Genomic DNA, 15,690 nt, shown 5'->3' on the forward strand with positions numbered 1-15,690 from the left:
AGGAATAGAAGTTTTTTGTGCGGTATGTATATATTGTAATGGATTGGAAACGTGAGGAATTCCCCATAAGCGGGGATTTACCGCGTTTTTTTATTTAAATCACTGTATTTTTGTTTTAAGTAATCTGTTGTGGTTACAAAATACGAGAATTCAAAGTTCATACAATGGAGGTTCAATATTGGCCAGAAATCATTCCAGACGCCGCCGTAAACGTTCGCGATTCAGAGGAGCGGCAAGCCTGCTATTATTTGCAGCGATTATATGCGCAATTACTGTCGTATGGTTTGGTAATCCCCTTCACGAGAAACCCGATTGGCAGGGCAGTGTCCGTCCTATTTTTATGCAGGGCAAGTTGACTGGGTATGAAGCTCAAAGCTCGGGCAAGAACATGCTGATGCCGTTTAAATTGGTGCAAAGTCAAATTGATCCTACGGTTCGCTATGAGGATGATAGCCAAACCGTCATTATGGCGACGAGACAAAGCCTGCTCTATATGAAGGTTTCGAAGGCACAAGGGGAACTGAATGGTAAGACATATGCGCTTAGCGTAGCCCCTCAGGTGATCAGTGGAGAGGTATATATCCCGATAGAGGCTGTACGTAAAGTATACGGCGTTTCTATACACGAAGACCCTGTAACTGGTGCTGTCATCCTAATGAAAGCTGGAGAGAAGGTCAGGCTGGGGAGTGTAGAAAAGAAGGATGGCTCACAGGATGCTAGAATTGCCTTACGTAAAGAAGCCTCTAACCTATCTTTTATTTTGACAGATATATCTCAGCGGACGAAGGTACGTATTTGGTCCAAACAAGGAGATTGGTATTTTGTTCAATTAGACAATGGCTATGCGGGATACATTAAGTCAGACCATATCGCTGAAGGAGAAGAGCTTGTGATCCCTTCGGCTAAAGACGATTTGTCCATCTCGGAAAAACATTGGGAGGGTAGGCCAGTAAACCTCGCTTGGGAAGCTGTCTATAATCGTAAGCCCGATCCTTCCAAGTTTGATCCTATGCCTGGAGTAAATGTGGTGAGTCCTACGTGGTTCAGTGTCGTCGATCATGAGGGCACTGTAGAAAGCAAGGCAGATCCTGCCTATGTCAGCTGGGCACATCGCAAGGGGATGGAGGTTTGGGGCTTGTTGAGCAACAGCTTTAATCCCGAATTAACAACTGAAGCATTGTCTACCTTTGAACGTCGAAAGTCGATTATAGATCAGATGATTTCATTTGCCCTAGAAAATGATCTGGATGGTATTAATATTGACTTTGAAAATGTTCATACGAAGGATGGCCCCAATGTCACCCAATTTTTGCGGGAACTTAAACCGATGGCTCGGGAACATGATTTGATACTGTCCATTGATGTTACGCCTAAATCTCAAAGTGAAATGTGGTCAGCTTTTTTGGATCGAAAATCATTGGGCACCATCACAGATTACCTCATGGTAATGGCATATGATGAGCATTGGGCGGCTAGTCCAAAGGCTGGTTCTGTCGCCTCGCTACCATGGACGGAAGCGTCAATTAAGCGAATTATTCAGGAAGATGAAGTGCCGCCTCAAAAAGTGATTTTAGGTATTCCGTTATATACTCGCGTGTGGTCCGAGACTCCCAAAGAAGGGAAGATTAAGGTCACCTCTAAATCACTTGGTATGAAGTCAGCAGCCGGTATCATAGCCGAATTTAAGTTGAAGCCCAAGTTTAGAGCTGCTGAAGGCCAGAATTATGTCGAGTATACAGAAGACGGCGTGGTCAAAAAGATTTGGCTAGAGGATGAGGTATCTCTGAAGGCAAGAGTAGAACTTGCCAAATCGCTGAAGCTCGGAGGAATTGGGGCGTGGAATCGAACCTTTGCAGATGAAAACGCTTGGGTAACACTGAAAAAAATAAGTGAATAAGATAAAAATTTATACAATTGAAGAAGGAAGTTTCTTATTTATGTAGAAATGATCACATGTATCCAAATATCCAATTTGCGGTCATAGCCGCCTTGCAGGTATGGAGGGAGAAGTGCAGCTAACCAAATTAAACCTAATGTATGATGAAATGTTGCAGGAAGATTCAATAGGTATTATTTCGTACAGAAAGCCGGGAGAGTATTTTCACGGTTCGATGTTGTATGACTTTGATGAACTCATTCTAATTATTGGAGAAGGCACCAAGCCGGTTCGTTCTATTCAACACTTATTTATGAATGGCTTAAGATGCCAAGTGTTGTACGCAACGCTCAGTTGTCTGAAGGAATGGATTATCGCTGGTGAACAAGCCAACATTATAGATTATGTGCTAGAAGGTCGTATTGTCTGGGAACGGGATGACGGGGTCCGTCTTTTAAGACAGGAAATTGTTGATTTTAACGATCCACTACGGGAGCAGAAGCGATTTCATGAGTTCTCCCGCTTTCTGGTCAATTACGTTCATGGTAAAAGAGCGGTGCGAGAAGGGCGGATCATTGACGCTTATCAAAGTGTTCTGAAAGCATTGGATCATTGGGCATCTATTGAACTCATTGAACGGGGGATTTATCCAAAGACTCACTTATGGGTTCAGGTACAGCCTCTGGATCGAACGATTGACAAACTGTATAACGAACTCACATTAAGTACAGAAACCTTGGAACAACGGGTTGAACTAGTATTGCTTGCTTGTGAATTTTCAGTGATGTCAAAAATGGAGGAGTGCTCATCTCCGCTATTCCGTATATTAGGCAGCAGACGGGAACCCTGGTCTATAAATGAACTTATTAACCATTCAGAGCTAAAGAATCTTCAATTGGATCTTACCGTCGTGCTCCGTAAACTGGTATATCGTTCACTTATTAGAGAAACAGCTGCCGGGGATTTTAGGGATCGTGGGCAAAATCGTGAACTGCGTTACTCCCTTATTTGATGTGCAGGGGTTGATTTGTCAGGAAGAAAGGTTGTTAAATCGACTTTTCTTCCTTTTTTTGTACGTGATTTAGTATTTATAGATAGTTAAAAAATATAAATTATTAATTTAGGTTGACGAGTATATAAAATATGTGCTAAGTTATAACTCGCCCCATTAAGCAGCATGAATAATTTAGAACTGTTTAAAGCAGGATAAACGTGTTGCATCAAGTGTAAAAATGAATTTTCAAAAAAAAGCTTGACGAAAAATGAGGTTATGTGTTATATTATTTAAGTCGCCGCTGAGACGCGGTGGTGAAACAAAGTAAGACAAAATGCAGGTTTGATCTTTGAAAACTGAACAACGAGTGAGTACGGATTTTGTTTACAAAATCCAACGCTGAGATTTTGGTACATGCCGTCAGGCTGTATGAAATGGAAGCGAAAATGAGATATTTTATCTCGTCAGTTTCAAAATGAGCTTATCGCTCTTTCTATAAACCAACTTCGGTTGGTCTTTAATGGAGAGTTTGATCCTGGCTCAGGACGAACGCTGGCGGCGTGCCTAATACATGCAAGTCGAGCGGGGTTGTGTAGAAGCTTGCTTCTACACAACCTAGCGGCGGACGGGTGAGTAACACGTAGGCAACCTGCCCACAAGACAGGGATAACTACCGGAAACGGTAGCTAATACCCGATACATCCTTTTCCTGCATGGGAGAAGGAGGAAAGACGGAGCAATCTGTCACTTGTGGATGGGCCTGCGGCGCATTAGCTAGTTGGTGGGGTAAAGGCCTACCAAGGCGACGATGCGTAGCCGACCTGAGAGGGTGATCGGCCACACTGGGACTGAGACACGGCCCAGACTCCTACGGGAGGCAGCAGTAGGGAATCTTCCGCAATGGGCGAAAGCCTGACGGAGCAACGCCGCGTGAGTGATGAAGGTTTTCGGATCGTAAAGCTCTGTTGCCAGGGAAGAACGTCTTGTAGAGTAACTGCTACAAGAGTGACGGTACCTGAGAAGAAAGCCCCGGCTAACTACGTGCCAGCAGCCGCGGTAATACGTAGGGGGCAAGCGTTGTCCGGAATTATTGGGCGTAAAGCGCGCGCAGGCGGCTCTTTAAGTCTGGTGTTTAATCCCGAGGCTCAACTTCGGGTCGCACTGGAAACTGGGGAGCTTGAGTGCAGAAGAGGAGAGTGGAATTCCACGTGTAGCGGTGAAATGCGTAGAGATGTGGAGGAACACCAGTGGCGAAGGCGACTCTCTGGGCTGTAACTGACGCTGAGGCGCGAAAGCGTGGGGAGCAAACAGGATTAGATACCCTGGTAGTCCACGCCGTAAACGATGAATGCTAGGTGTTAGGGGTTTCGATACCCTTGGTGCCGAAGTTAACACATTAAGCATTCCGCCTGGGGAGTACGGTCGCAAGACTGAAACTCAAAGGAATTGACGGGGACCCGCACAAGCAGTGGAGTATGTGGTTTAATTCGAAGCAACGCGAAGAACCTTACCAGGTCTTGACATCCCTCTGACCGGTCTAGAGATAGACCTTTCCTTCGGGACAGAGGAGACAGGTGGTGCATGGTTGTCGTCAGCTCGTGTCGTGAGATGTTGGGTTAAGTCCCGCAACGAGCGCAACCCTTATGCTTAGTTGCCAGCAGGTCAAGCTGGGCACTCTAAGCAGACTGCCGGTGACAAACCGGAGGAAGGTGGGGATGACGTCAAATCATCATGCCCCTTATGACCTGGGCTACACACGTACTACAATGGCCGGTACAACGGGAAGCGAAATCGCGAGGTGGAGCCAATCCTAGAAAAGCCGGTCTCAGTTCGGATTGTAGGCTGCAACTCGCCTACATGAAGTCGGAATTGCTAGTAATCGCGGATCAGCATGCCGCGGTGAATACGTTCCCGGGTCTTGTACACACCGCCCGTCACACCACGAGAGTTTACAACACCCGAAGTCGGTGGGGTAACCCGCAAGGGAGCCAGCCGCCGAAGGTGGGGTAGATGATTGGGGTGAAGTCGTAACAAGGTAGCCGTATCGGAAGGTGCGGCTGGATCACCTCCTTTCTATGGAGAATCGTTTCCTGCAATGGAAACATTCAAATATGAAGCATAAGCTTCAAAAATTACTCACTCGTTGCTCAGTTTTGAGAGTTCAAACTCTCAACATACTGCATGAATATCATCTACTCGGTTGAGTTAGACCGATATTCACACAGGCTACAGTTTCGATGAAACTGTATTGCACCTTGAAAACTGGATACCGAAACGAAATTGCGTTTTAGAATATTCCTTTAAGCTGATCTTGTGTAAACAAGTGAAATAAAGGTAGCTGCCTTGAATTCCATTCACACGTAAGTGTTGAACCGAAATTCAAAGCGATCGTATTTACCATGTAAATACTAGGTTAAGCTACAAAGAGCACACGGAGGATGCCTAGGCGCCAGGAGCCGACGAAGGACGTGGCGAACAACGATAAGGCCTCGGGGAGCTGTAAGCAAGCTTTGATCCGGGGATGTCCGAATGGGGAAACCCGGCTGTCTTCATCGACAGTCACTTTCTGCTGAATACATAGGCAGAATAGAGGCAGACCAGGGGAACTGAAACATCTAAGTACCCTGAGGAAGAGAAAACAATAGTGATTCCGTCAGTAGCGGCGAGCGAACGCGGATTAGCCCAAACCAAGGAGCTTGCTCCTTGGGGTTGTGGGACGTCTCACATGGAGTTACAAAGGAACCGGTTAGATGAAGAGGCCTGGAAAGGCCCGCCAGAGAAGGTAAAAGCCCTGTAGTTCAAAACTTGTTCCCTCCGAGACGGATCCCGAGTAGTGCGGGGCACGTGAAACCCCGTATGAATCCGGCAGGACCATCTGCCAAGGCTAAATACTCCCTGGCGACCGATAGTGAAGCAGTACCGTGAGGGAAAGGTGAAAAGCACCCCGGAAGGGGAGTGAAATAGATCCTGAAACCGTGTGCTTACAAGAAGTCAGAGCCCGATCTATGGGTGATGGCGTGCCTTTTGTAGAATGAACCGGCGAGTTACGTTCCCGTGCAAGGTTAAGGTGAAGAGCTGAAGCCGCAGCGAAAGCGAGTCTGAATAGGGCGACTTGAGTACGTGGACGTAGACCCGAAACCGGGTGATCTACCCCTGTCCAGGGTGAAGGTGCGGTAACACGCACTGGAGGCCCGAACCCACGCATGTTGAAAAATGCGGGGATGAGGTGGGGGTAGCGGAGAAATTCCAATCGAACCCGGAGATAGCTGGTTCTCCCCGAAATAGCTTTAGGGCTAGCCTCGGAAAAAAGAATCGTGGAGGTAGAGCACTGATTGGGTGCGGGGCCCGCAAGGGTTACCAAGCTCAGTCAAACTCCGAATGCCATAGATTTAGTTCCGGGAGTCAGACAGTGAGTGCTAAGATCCATTGTCGAAAGGGAAACAGCCCAGACCATCAGCTAAGGTCCCCAAGTGTGTGTTAAGTGGGAAAGGATGTGGAGTTGCACAGACAACCAGGATGTTGGCTTAGAAGCAGCCACCATTGAAAGAGTGCGTAATAGCTCACTGGTCGAGTGACTCTGCGCCGAAAATGTAACGGGGCTAAACACACCACCGAAGCTATGGCTTGATGCTTGCATCAGGGGTAGGGGAGCGTTGAATGCGGGTTGAAGGTGTACCGTAAGGAGCGCTGGACTGCATTCAAGTGAGAATGCCGGTATGAGTAACGAAAAGATCTGTGAGAATCAGATCCGCCGAAAGCCTAAGGGTTCCTGAGGAAGGTTCGTCCGCTCAGGGTAAGTCGGGACCTAAGGCGAGGCCGATAGGCGTAGTCGAAGGACAACAGGTCGAAATTCCTGTACCACCGTAATCCGTTATGAGCGATGGGGTGACGCAGTAGGGTAGTGACGCGGACTGATGGATGTCCGTCTAAGCAGTGAGGCTGGTGTGTAGGCAAATCCGCACATCGTAAGGCTGGGCTGTGATGGGGAGCGAAAATTGTAGTAGCGAAGGTCATGATCTCAGACTGCCAAGAAAAGCCTCTAGCCAGGAGAAGGTGCCCGTACCGCAAACCGACACAGGTAGGCGAGAAGAGAATTCTAAGGCGCGCGGAAGAACTCTCGTTAAGGAACTCGGCAAAATGACCCCGTAACTTCGGGAGAAGGGGTGCCTCGGTAGGGTGAATAGCCCGAGGGGGCCGCAGTGAAAAGGCCCAAGCGACTGTTTAGCAAAAACACAGGTCTGTGCGAAGCCGCAAGGCGAAGTATACGGGCTGACGCCTGCCCGGTGCTGGAAGGTTAAGGGGAGTGGTAAGCCCTTCGGGGCGAAGCTATGAACCGAAGCCCCAGTAAACGGCGGCCGTAACTATAACGGTCCTAAGGTAGCGAAATTCCTTGTCAGGTAAATTCTGACCCGCACGAATGGCGTAACGACTTGGGCGCTGTCTCAACGAGAGATCCGGTGAAATTTTAATACCTGTGAAGATGCAGGTTACCCGCGACAAGACGGAAAGACCCCATGGAGCTTTACTGCAGCTTGATATTGAATTTGGGTACGATCTGTACAGGATAGGTGGGAGCCGTAGAATCTTGAGCGCCAGCTTGAGAGGAGGCATCCTTGGGATACCACCCTGATCGTATCTAGGTTCTAACTTGGTACCGTGATCCGGTGCGAGGACAGTGTCAGGTGGGCAGTTTGACTGGGGCGGTCGCCTCCTAAAGAGTAACGGAGGCGCCCCAAGGTTCCCTCAGAATGGTTGGAAATCATTCGAAGAGTGCAAAGGCAGAAGGGAGCTTGACTGCGAGACCTACAAGTCGAGCAGGGACGAAAGTCGGGCTTAGTGATCCGGTGGTACCGCATGGAAGGGCCATCGCTCAACGGATAAAAGCTACCCTGGGGATAACAGGCTTATCTCCCCCAAGAGTCCACATCGACGGGGAGGTTTGGCACCTCGATGTCGGCTCATCGCATCCTGGGGCTGAAGTAGGTCCCAAGGGTTGGGCTGTTCGCCCATTAAAGCGGTACGCGAGCTGGGTTCAGAACGTCGTGAGACAGTTCGGTCCCTATCTGTCGTGGGCGTAGGAAATTTGAGAGGAGCTGTCCTTAGTACGAGAGGACCGGGATGGACGTACCGCTGGTGTACCAGTTGTTCCGCCAGGAGCACCGCTGGGTAGCTATGTACGGAAGGGATAAGCGCTGAAAGCATCTAAGCGTGAAGCCCCCCTCAAGATGAGATTTCCCAATTAGTAAGACCCCTTGAAGACGACGAGGTAGATAGGTTGGGGGTGGAAGTGCAGTAATGCATGGAGCTGACCAATACTAATCGGTCGAGGGCTTATCCTAAAAAATAAAACGTAAATGAGTTTCGGATCCAGTTTTCAGGGTGTAACCTTGATATAAATGTTTAATATTCCCTGATAGCTCAGTTGGTAGAGCACTCGACTGTTAATCGAGTTGTCACAGGTTCGAGTCCTGTTCGGGGAGCCATATGGAGAGGTGTCCGAGTTGGCCGAAGGAGCACGATTGGAAATCGTGTAGGCGCCAAAAGCGTCTCGAGGGTTCGAATCCCTCTCTCTCCGCCAGAATTATTTTATTGCATGGCCCGTTGGTCAAGGGGTTAAGACACCTCCCTTTCACGGAGGTAACAGGGGTTCGAATCCCCTACGGGTCATAAAAATATCATAAAAGGGCTTGCAATAAAAAGTTCATTATGGTATAATATGAGAAGTGCTCAATTGTGGAGGCTTAGCTCAGCTGGGAGAGCATCTGCCTTACAAGCAGAGGGTCGGGGGTTCGAGCCCCTCAGCCTCCACCATTTGAAAAATAAATATTTATTACTGTCGCGGGGTGGAGCAGTTCGGTAGCTCGTCGGGCTCATAACCCGAAGGTCGCAGGTTCAAATCCTGCCCCCGCAACCAATTAAAATTTATTATGGAACTGTGGTGTAGAGGCCTAACATGCCTGCCTGTCACGCAGGAGATCGCGGGTTCGAATCCCGTCAGTTCCGCCATTAGTAATACAACGTTTAATGATGAGCCTTAGAATAAGGCTCGGTAGCTCAGTCGGTAGAGCAGAGGACTGAAAATCCTCGTGTCGGCGGTTCGATTCCGTCCCGAGCCACTTTTAATTGAATATTTTATGTGCCGGTGTAGCTCAACTGGTAGAGCAACTGACTTGTAATCAGTAGGTTGGGGGTTCAAGTCCTCTCGCCGGCACCATTTTTGGAGGATTAGCGAAGTGGCCAAACGCATCAGACTGTAAATCTGCTCCCTTACGGGTTCGGTGGTTCGAATCCATCATCCTCCACCAGTTTTATAGGGGCATAGTTTAAAGGTAGAACAACGGTCTCCAAAACCGTTGGTGTGGGTTCAATTCCTGCTGCCCCTGCCAATTATTCATAACTTGCGGCGGTCGTGGCGAAGTGGTTAACGCACCGGACTGTGACTCCGGCATTCGTGGGTTCAAGCCCCATCGGCCGCCCTTTACTTATTGGGGATTAGCCAAGCGGTAAGGCAACGGACTTTGACTCCGTCATGCATAGGTTCAAATCCTATATCCCCAGCCATCTTTATGCGGACGTGGCTCAGCGGTAGAGCATCGCCTTGCCAAGGCGAGGGTCGCGGGTTCGATTCCCGTCGTCCGCTTTGTTATACTCTGGCGCCATAGCCAAGTGGTAAGGCAAAGCTCTGCAAAAGCTTTATTCCCCAGTTCAAATCTGGGTGGCGCCTCCATAATTTAATACGCCGGCGTGGCGGAATGGCAGACGCGCTCGACTCAAAATCGAGTGGGAAACCGTGGAGGTTCGAGTCCTCTCGCCGGTATTAACTAAAAGAGTTCATTAGAGATAATCTCTAGTGGGCTTTTTTTATTTGAGCTTTAGTACCCCACTCATTGCTTGAGCTGAAGACACCTTTGAGTTGTATTCCAAATGCGAATAAATATTTGCCGTTGTTGCATAATCGCTGTGGCCTAACCATTCCTGAACTTCTTTCATGCTTACCCCTAATACATCTACATAAATATACTCCAGGTATTCAAGACAATAAGAATTGTCAGAAGATAAGCGATAGGATTCCTGTTATTCCTTCATACGAATCAGAAGCTCATAGAACGTGTCCACCAGTGGCAGTATACGGCGACTGGCTTTATTCTTGATTTGGTCCTTTTCAATTTCAATATATCTACCATTCAAATTGCCCGATGTGACTGTATGTTTAATATTAATAGTCCAATTCAATAAATCAATAGCCGACCATTTTAATCCTACGACCTCGCTTCGGCTTAGCCCATAAAAGGCAGCCAGGATAACGGAAAGCTCAATTCTTTCGCCTCGGATTACTGCGAGGAGTTGATTCAGCTCCTCGGCATTGTAGAAGCTCACGACGTAATTGTTCTTTTTTGGGCTTTCAACTGAGTCAGGGAGATTCGCCACAATCGGCTTTATTTTCACGGTATACTGAAGGGCTCTGCAAATGTTCGCGTGGTAATGAATAACGGTATTGGCGCTGACACCTTGCACATTCATTTCATGGGTATACAAGGTCTGAAAATCTTCTGTAGTTAAATCATCAAGCAATACATCCCTTTCTCTCGGAAAAAGGATCTACGTGGCCTTTTACAGTGTCGGAATAGGAGATATAGGAGATAAGCCCGATACTGTTTTTCATCATCTCTAGCCATTGAAGCATAAAGTCTGCGAACAGCCTTTTGCTATTACCGGATGGAGTAGCCGCTTTTACTCTTACAGCATATCTTCGTTTTCAACCGCGAGTGCTTGTCCTTCCATATGATAATTCTTCCTGGCTTCCTGAAGCAAGATTTCGGCTCTTTTCTTGGTTCCTTTTATCTTAAGCCCCGTAGGGATCCATTTTGGTTATCGTTTACCATTCTTATCTTTACAGTTAGGCGGATGTCCCGTTGCGCTTTCTCCTCTTCCAACAACTCCAGAGGGTGAACCCGATCCTTTTTCAAATACCGGTTGGGCTTCCGAATGGATTTGCTACAAAAGTGGTAGCTGAATCCGCCGATGGATTGCTTTAGCGCCCAGAAGGTGCATTTTATTTTGAACCGGGCGGTATAAAGTTCGATGATCTAAGTCGCCTCCAGTGTCAGATCGGTGCTGGCTAGAATGGAGCATCGCCTGTTCGGATTCACCAGCAAAAACCACAGTTTTTGGTATACTCTTTGGCCCCATACCATATCCAGACACAGGTAATTGACGGATTATTCTTTGCCATACATGCTCACGATAGCGTACTCAAACGCGGCGATACGGCTTTAAAACAGCTCGGCCAAGCACCACCTTTGTCCTCTTTTTACGGTAGCGCCCCCGGTCTGTGGCAGGTGTACCATGACGTTCATAGGCAACGGTATTGGACTTGGCTTTGGTTACCAGATCCATCCGGGTGCTGCCGAATTGGTTCCATTGTTCAACCCCCGCAAAGCAGGATTGATCAGAGGTAGGCAAAACCATTTCCAGGACGTGCCCTAGTCAAAACACAGCATGAGGCCGATGACAATGACAACAAACCCATGAAAAGCGCCTCCAAAATTGCGTCATATTAACACAATTGATATTGATTATCAATATCAATTGTGTTAATATGATTTTGTTCACTAGTGAACAAAAAATAATCTAATGGTGACACTGAACTTGATCTGCAACTACTACAAGAGAGGGGAGATTGGGAAATTGGAGTTTCAAAATCATTTTAAAGGTCATCTTTACGAGCAATATATTAAAATGCTACATCTGAATGAGCTGTATACTGAACAAGAATTTAACTCGTTTCGGCAACAGGCCAGAAAGTATGAGATTGACATGCTCTCCAACAATATTACTAGTGTACACGTTATTGATTGCATTGGTGATTATGAACCGATAAATCATACCGGGATTGTGGAGAAGATGGGGTTGTCCAAAGCTAGCATTACTAAAATTAGTGCAAAGCTGCTGGAAATGGGCTTCATTATGAGAAGTCAACTGAACAGCAATCGTAAGGAGATTTACTTTAGTTTAACGGATAAGGGAAGACACATTTATCATTTGCATAAAGAACTGCACAAAGAAAAAGAAGAAAGGTTTTACCAATTCATTGAATCCTATTCAGAGGTTGAACTGCAGACTATTGGAAAATTTATGAGTGATTTGGTGGCGCGTGCCGAAGAATACTCCGAAGGGAAGTTTACGATAAATGACGACATTAAAGATTGAGGAATTAAGATCCAAGATTGAAGGGAAAGAAATTTTAAAAGGGCTCACAATGGAGATTCATGGCGGAGAGATTCATGCGATTATGGGGCCTAATGGGACGGGAAAAAGTACATTGGCTTCAGCTTTAATGGGCCATCCCAAATATGAGGTTACTGGCGGTAAGGTGACATTGGACAATGAAGACCTTCTGGAGATGGAGGTGGATGAGCGTGCCCAGGCAGGCTTGTTCCTCGCTATGCAATACCCAAGTGAAATTGCTGGCGTGACCAACTCGGACTTTCTCAGAAGTGCCATCAATGCACGGCGTGAAGAAGGCGATGAGATATCCTTAATCCGTTTTATCCGTGAAATGGAGAGCAAAATGAAGGGGCTGGAGATGAACCCGGAATTTGTGCATCGTTATTTGAATGAGGGATTCTCTGGCGGTGAAAAAAAGCGGAATGAGATTTTGCAAATGATGCTACTTGAACCCAAGTTTGTGATCCTGGATGAAGTGGACTCAGGGCTTGATATTGATGCACTGCGTATTGTGGCCAATGGCGTAAATGAGATGCGCAGCCCGGATAGAGGCTTTTTAATCATCACCCATTATCAACGACTGTTGAATTATATTACCCCGGATTTTGTGCATGTCATGATGCAAGGCCGGATAGTTAAATCTGGCGGTCCGGAGCTTGCACACCGTTTGGAGGCTGAAGGGTACGATTGGGTGAAGGAGGAACTTGGGATTACGGATGAGACGGTAAGGGAAGCTTAAAAGCCGGAGAGGAGGAACAGCACGTGGATATACAAGCTAGAGTTTCAATGAATGTGGACGATTTACGCGCATGGTCAAGCGCTAAGAATGAACCTCGTTGGCTGATTGAACGCCGCGTTCACGCACTCGAACTGGTAGGGACGCTGGAGTTGCCTAAAGTGGAGAAAATCAATCTCGAAAAATGGGATATCTACGAAAGTGGAGATTACAAAGCCGAGAATGCGTGGTCTAGTTTGGAGGAAGCGCCGGAGGTTGTTCGAGGTTTGGTTGCTTCTCCGGTGAAAGGCGGACTAATCGTTCAGTTCAACTCGGATGTAGTGTATACGAAATTGTCCGAGAGCTTAGCCGCCCAGGGAGTCATTTTAACGGATTTGCATACTGCGGCAAAAGAGCATGAGGAGCTGGTTCAACGTTATCTCTTTCAGGCAGTAAAGCCAGAAGAACATCGTTTATCTGCTGCACACAGTGCCTTATGGAGTGGTGGCGTTTTTCTATATGTCCCAGACGGTGTAGAGGTTGAAGCACCTATTCAAGCGATCTTTCTTAACGATACAAGCGGTGTGTGTTTTGCTCCTCACGTCTTAATTGTGGCAGGGAGCAACAGCAAGATCACTTATGTGGATAATTGTGTATCGAGTGGTGATGATGTCAAGGTATTGCATAACGGTGTGACGGAGGTCTTCGCGGGGGCGGGCTCAAAGGTGCAAGTAGCTTCGGTTCATCAGCTTGCTGCAACTACAACAGATTTCACCCAGCGACGGGCGGTCGTTCTTGCTGATGGGGGTGTGGAATGGATTATCGGTGAGATGAACAATGGTTATACCGCCAGCGATACCAAGACTTTGCTACAAGGCAACGGGGCGGTCTCCGACAATAAGGTGATTGCTATTGGCACGAGCAATCAAAAATCGAGCTATACAACTCAAGCTCAGCATTTTGGCAGAAGCTCGGTAAGCCAGATGATTACGCGTGCAGTCATGCTTGAAGAAGCTACGGCCATTATCAACGGCATTACAAAGATTGAAAAAGGTGCAACCCATTGTGATGGTCAGCAAACAGAACGCGTGCTTATGCTAAGTCCTAAAGCTCGCGGCGATGCCAATCCGATCCTGCTGATAGATGAGGATGATGTAACCGCGGGTCATGCTGCATCCGTGGGGCAAGTAAATGCAGAGCAAATCTATTATCTGATGTCGCGCGGGATATCACGGAGTGAAGCCGAACATCTTGTTATTTTCGGATTTCTCGCTCCTGTCATTTCGGAGATCCCGCTGGAAGGTGTTCGCAGTCGCCTAAAAGATTTAGTGGAAAGCAAGCTCGGCAGATCATAGCAAATCAAAATGAATCTTGAAAGGTTAAAAAGGAGTGATACTAATGGCTAAAAAAGCACCAGATATGGGCGAATATAAATATGGGTTTCGCGACAAGCACCAGTCTATTTTTCAATCTGGAAAAGGTCTGACGGAAGAGATTGTCCGGGAAATTTCCCGAATCAAGGAAGAGCCGGAGTGGATGCTCAATTTTCGGTTGAAAGCTTTGAATCAATTCTACAAAATGCCGATGCCTGAATGGGGAGCGGATTTGACCGGGCTAAATCTTGATGACATCCAGTATTACGTTCGCCCTTCTGAAAAACAGGGAAAGACCTGGGAGGAGGTTCCTTCCGAGATCAAAGCAACCTTTGACAAGCTGGGAATCCCTGAAGCGGAGCAAAAGTTCCTGGCGGGCGTATCCGCTCAATATGAGTCGGAAGTAGTTTATCACAGCATGCGGAAAGAACTGGAGGATCAGGGCGTTATTTTCCTTGATACGGATAGTGCATTAAAGCAATACCCCGAAGTGTTTAAGCAACATTTTGGGACGATCATCCCTCCCGCCGACAATAAATTTGCGGCGCTTAATAGTGCGGTTTGGTCAGGCGGTAGCTTTGTATACATTCCGAAGGGTGTTCAGTGCGAGGTTCCTATACAAGGTTATTTCCGTATTAATTCTGAAAATATGGGTCAATTCGAGCGGACATTAATTATTGCCGAAGAGGGTAGCTTTGTCCATTATGTTGAAGGATGTACAGCACCTATTTATAGTACCAGTTCTCTGCATAGTGGAGTTATTGAAATTATTTGCCGGAAAGATTCCCGTGTCCGTTACACGACCATTCAGAATTGGGCTCCTAATATCTACAACTTGGTAACCCAAAGGGCTGTGGCAGAAGAAAATGCCACAATGGAATGGGTGGACGGCAACATCGGCTCCAAGGTAACAATGAAGTATCCGGCAGTATTATTGAAAGGACGGGGAGCCAAGGGGTCCATCCTGTCTATTGCCGTAGCCGGTAAAGATCAGCATCAAGATGCTGGCGCGAAGGTAATTCACCTTGCTCCCGAGACAACATCTACGATTATATCCAAATCCATCAGCAAGCAGGGCGGAAAAGTAAACTACCGAGGGTTGTCCAGCTTCAGCCGCGATTCCGCAGGGTCCAAGTCCAATATTAAGTGCGATACGTTGATATTGGACAACATGTCAACATCAGATACGATTCCGTACAATGAAATTAAAAACGATCAGATTACTTTGGAGCACGAGGCAACAGTATCCAAAGTGTCCGAGGAACAATTGTTTTACTTAATGAGCCGCGGGCTTACAGAACAAGATGCTACACAAATGATTGTAATGGGCTTTATTGAACCGTTTACCAAAGAATTGCCAATGGAATATGCCGTTGAAATGAATCGGTTAATTCAATTTGAGATGGAAGGAAGCATCGGTTGATTCATTAATTTAATAGATCAAACCTTTATCATTCTTTAAAGAAGTGCGAGGTGCTAGTAATGAAGAAAAATAATTCGGACG

Annotated in this window: 9 protein-coding genes, 15 tRNA genes and 2 rRNA genes; 23 read left to right on the forward strand and 3 right to left on the reverse strand. The window is 47.1% G+C overall.

Annotated features, from left to right (window positions below):
* The first annotated feature begins 178 nt into the window (after positions 1-178).
* The 19 genes from MHB46_RS19255 to MHB46_RS19345 all read left to right on the forward strand — a co-directional run bounded on the left by MHB46_RS19255 (position 179) and on the right by MHB46_RS19345 (position 9,687).
* Entirely contained in the window at positions 179-1,897 is a 1,719-nt protein-coding gene (locus MHB46_RS19255; RefSeq protein WP_341163135.1) for a glycosyl hydrolase family 18 protein, read from the forward strand.
* Positions 1,898-2,009: 112 nt separating this feature from the next.
* On the forward strand, positions 2,010-2,888 hold the full coding sequence (locus MHB46_RS19260; RefSeq protein WP_341163136.1) for a nucleotidyltransferase-like protein: 879 nt from the start codon (positions 2,010-2,012) through the stop codon (positions 2,886-2,888).
* Between the two features lie 499 nt (positions 2,889-3,387).
* Positions 3,388-4,943: ribosomal RNA gene (locus tag MHB46_RS19265) — 16S ribosomal RNA — on the forward strand.
* Positions 4,944-5,281: 338 nt separating this feature from the next.
* Positions 5,282-8,209: ribosomal RNA gene (locus MHB46_RS19270) — 23S ribosomal RNA — on the forward strand.
* Together the 16S and 23S rRNA genes with 15 tRNA genes alongside form the textbook arrangement of a ribosomal RNA operon.
* Before the next feature lie 68 nt (positions 8,210-8,277).
* Positions 8,278-8,353: transfer RNA gene (locus MHB46_RS19275), tRNA-Asn, on the forward strand.
* Positions 8,354-8,356: 3 nt separating this feature from the next.
* Positions 8,357-8,448 (forward strand) — tRNA-Ser (locus tag MHB46_RS19280).
* Between the two features lie 17 nt (positions 8,449-8,465).
* Positions 8,466-8,537: transfer RNA gene (locus MHB46_RS19285), tRNA-Glu, on the forward strand.
* Between the two features lie 68 nt (positions 8,538-8,605).
* A tRNA-Val gene (locus tag MHB46_RS19290) sits at positions 8,606-8,681 on the forward strand.
* 26 nt (positions 8,682-8,707) lie between these two features.
* Positions 8,708-8,784 (forward strand) — tRNA-Met (locus tag MHB46_RS19295).
* A 15-nt stretch (positions 8,785-8,799) separates the two neighbouring features.
* A tRNA-Asp gene (locus MHB46_RS19300) sits at positions 8,800-8,876 on the forward strand.
* 37 nt (positions 8,877-8,913) lie between these two features.
* Positions 8,914-8,986, forward strand: a tRNA-Phe gene (locus tag MHB46_RS19305).
* Between the two features lie 22 nt (positions 8,987-9,008).
* Positions 9,009-9,084: transfer RNA gene (locus MHB46_RS19310), tRNA-Thr, on the forward strand.
* Positions 9,085-9,089: 5 nt separating this feature from the next.
* Positions 9,090-9,175: transfer RNA gene (locus MHB46_RS19315), tRNA-Tyr, on the forward strand.
* A 7-nt stretch (positions 9,176-9,182) separates the two neighbouring features.
* Positions 9,183-9,256 (forward strand) — tRNA-Trp (locus MHB46_RS19320).
* Between the two features lie 17 nt (positions 9,257-9,273).
* A tRNA-His gene (locus MHB46_RS19325) sits at positions 9,274-9,346 on the forward strand.
* 10 nt (positions 9,347-9,356) lie between these two features.
* A tRNA-Gln gene (locus tag MHB46_RS19330) sits at positions 9,357-9,431 on the forward strand.
* A gap of 7 nt (positions 9,432-9,438) precedes the next feature.
* Positions 9,439-9,510 (forward strand) — tRNA-Gly (locus tag MHB46_RS19335).
* 12 nt (positions 9,511-9,522) lie between these two features.
* Positions 9,523-9,597 (forward strand) — tRNA-Cys (locus MHB46_RS19340).
* A gap of 11 nt (positions 9,598-9,608) precedes the next feature.
* Positions 9,609-9,687 (forward strand) — tRNA-Leu (locus MHB46_RS19345).
* Positions 9,688-9,731: 44 nt separating this feature from the next.
* Here MHB46_RS19345 and MHB46_RS19350 read toward each other — a convergent pair.
* From MHB46_RS19350 to MHB46_RS19360, 3 genes are all read right to left on the reverse strand, one after another.
* Entirely contained in the window at positions 9,732-9,860 is a 129-nt protein-coding gene (locus tag MHB46_RS19350) for a hypothetical protein (RefSeq protein WP_258012605.1), read from the reverse strand.
* Between the two features lie 84 nt (positions 9,861-9,944).
* On the reverse strand, positions 9,945-10,442 hold the full coding sequence (locus tag MHB46_RS19355; RefSeq protein ID WP_341163137.1) for a tyrosine-type recombinase/integrase: 498 nt from the start codon (positions 10,440-10,442) through the stop codon (positions 9,945-9,947).
* A 681-nt stretch (positions 10,443-11,123) separates the two neighbouring features.
* Positions 11,124-11,339 (reverse strand): hypothetical protein, encoded by a 216-nt coding sequence (locus MHB46_RS19360; RefSeq protein ID WP_341163138.1) that lies wholly within the window; start codon positions 11,337-11,339, stop codon positions 11,124-11,126.
* Positions 11,340-11,558: 219 nt separating this feature from the next.
* Between MHB46_RS19360 and MHB46_RS19365 the strand changes: the two genes are divergently transcribed.
* Genes MHB46_RS19365 through sufB form a run of 4 tightly spaced genes read left to right on the forward strand, consistent with a single transcriptional unit; the run spans position 11,559 to position 15,609 of the window.
* Positions 11,559-12,080, forward strand: coding sequence for a MarR family transcriptional regulator (locus MHB46_RS19365; protein ID WP_341163139.1), 522 nt, complete (start codon positions 11,559-11,561; stop codon positions 12,078-12,080).
* Positions 12,061-12,837 (forward strand): Fe-S cluster assembly ATPase SufC, encoded by a 777-nt coding sequence (sufC, locus tag MHB46_RS19370; protein ID WP_061829905.1) that lies wholly within the window; start codon positions 12,061-12,063, stop codon positions 12,835-12,837. The genes MHB46_RS19365 and sufC overlap by 20 nt, the downstream gene beginning before the upstream one ends.
* A 23-nt stretch (positions 12,838-12,860) precedes the next feature.
* Positions 12,861-14,168, forward strand: coding sequence for a Fe-S cluster assembly protein SufD (sufD, locus tag MHB46_RS19375; protein WP_445667596.1), 1,308 nt, complete (start codon positions 12,861-12,863; stop codon positions 14,166-14,168).
* Between the two features lie 43 nt (positions 14,169-14,211).
* On the forward strand, positions 14,212-15,609 hold the full coding sequence (sufB, locus tag MHB46_RS19380) for a Fe-S cluster assembly protein SufB (RefSeq protein WP_023990245.1): 1,398 nt from the start codon (positions 14,212-14,214) through the stop codon (positions 15,607-15,609).
* The last annotated feature ends 81 nt before the right edge of the window (positions 15,610-15,690 follow it).

Origin of the sequence: Paenibacillus sp. FSL H7-0703 (genome assembly GCF_038003485.1) — a bacterium.
GTDB lineage: Bacteria > Bacillota > Bacilli > Paenibacillales > Paenibacillaceae > Paenibacillus > Paenibacillus polymyxa_B.

Excerpts from the sequence above, each read along its gene's own strand:
- MHB46_RS19350 (WP_258012605.1), bottom strand. The coding sequence starts at position 9,860 with ATGAAAGAAGTTCAGGAATGGTTAGGCCACAGCGATTATGCAACAACG.
- sufC (WP_061829905.1), top strand. The coding sequence starts at position 12,061 with ATGACGACATTAAAGATTGAGGAATTAAGATCCAAGATTGAAGGGAAA.
- MHB46_RS19360 (WP_341163138.1), bottom strand. The coding sequence starts at position 11,339 with ATGGTTTTGCCTACCTCTGATCAATCCTGCTTTGCGGGGGTTGAACAA.
- sufB (WP_023990245.1), top strand. The coding sequence starts at position 14,212 with ATGGCTAAAAAAGCACCAGATATGGGCGAATATAAATATGGGTTTCGC.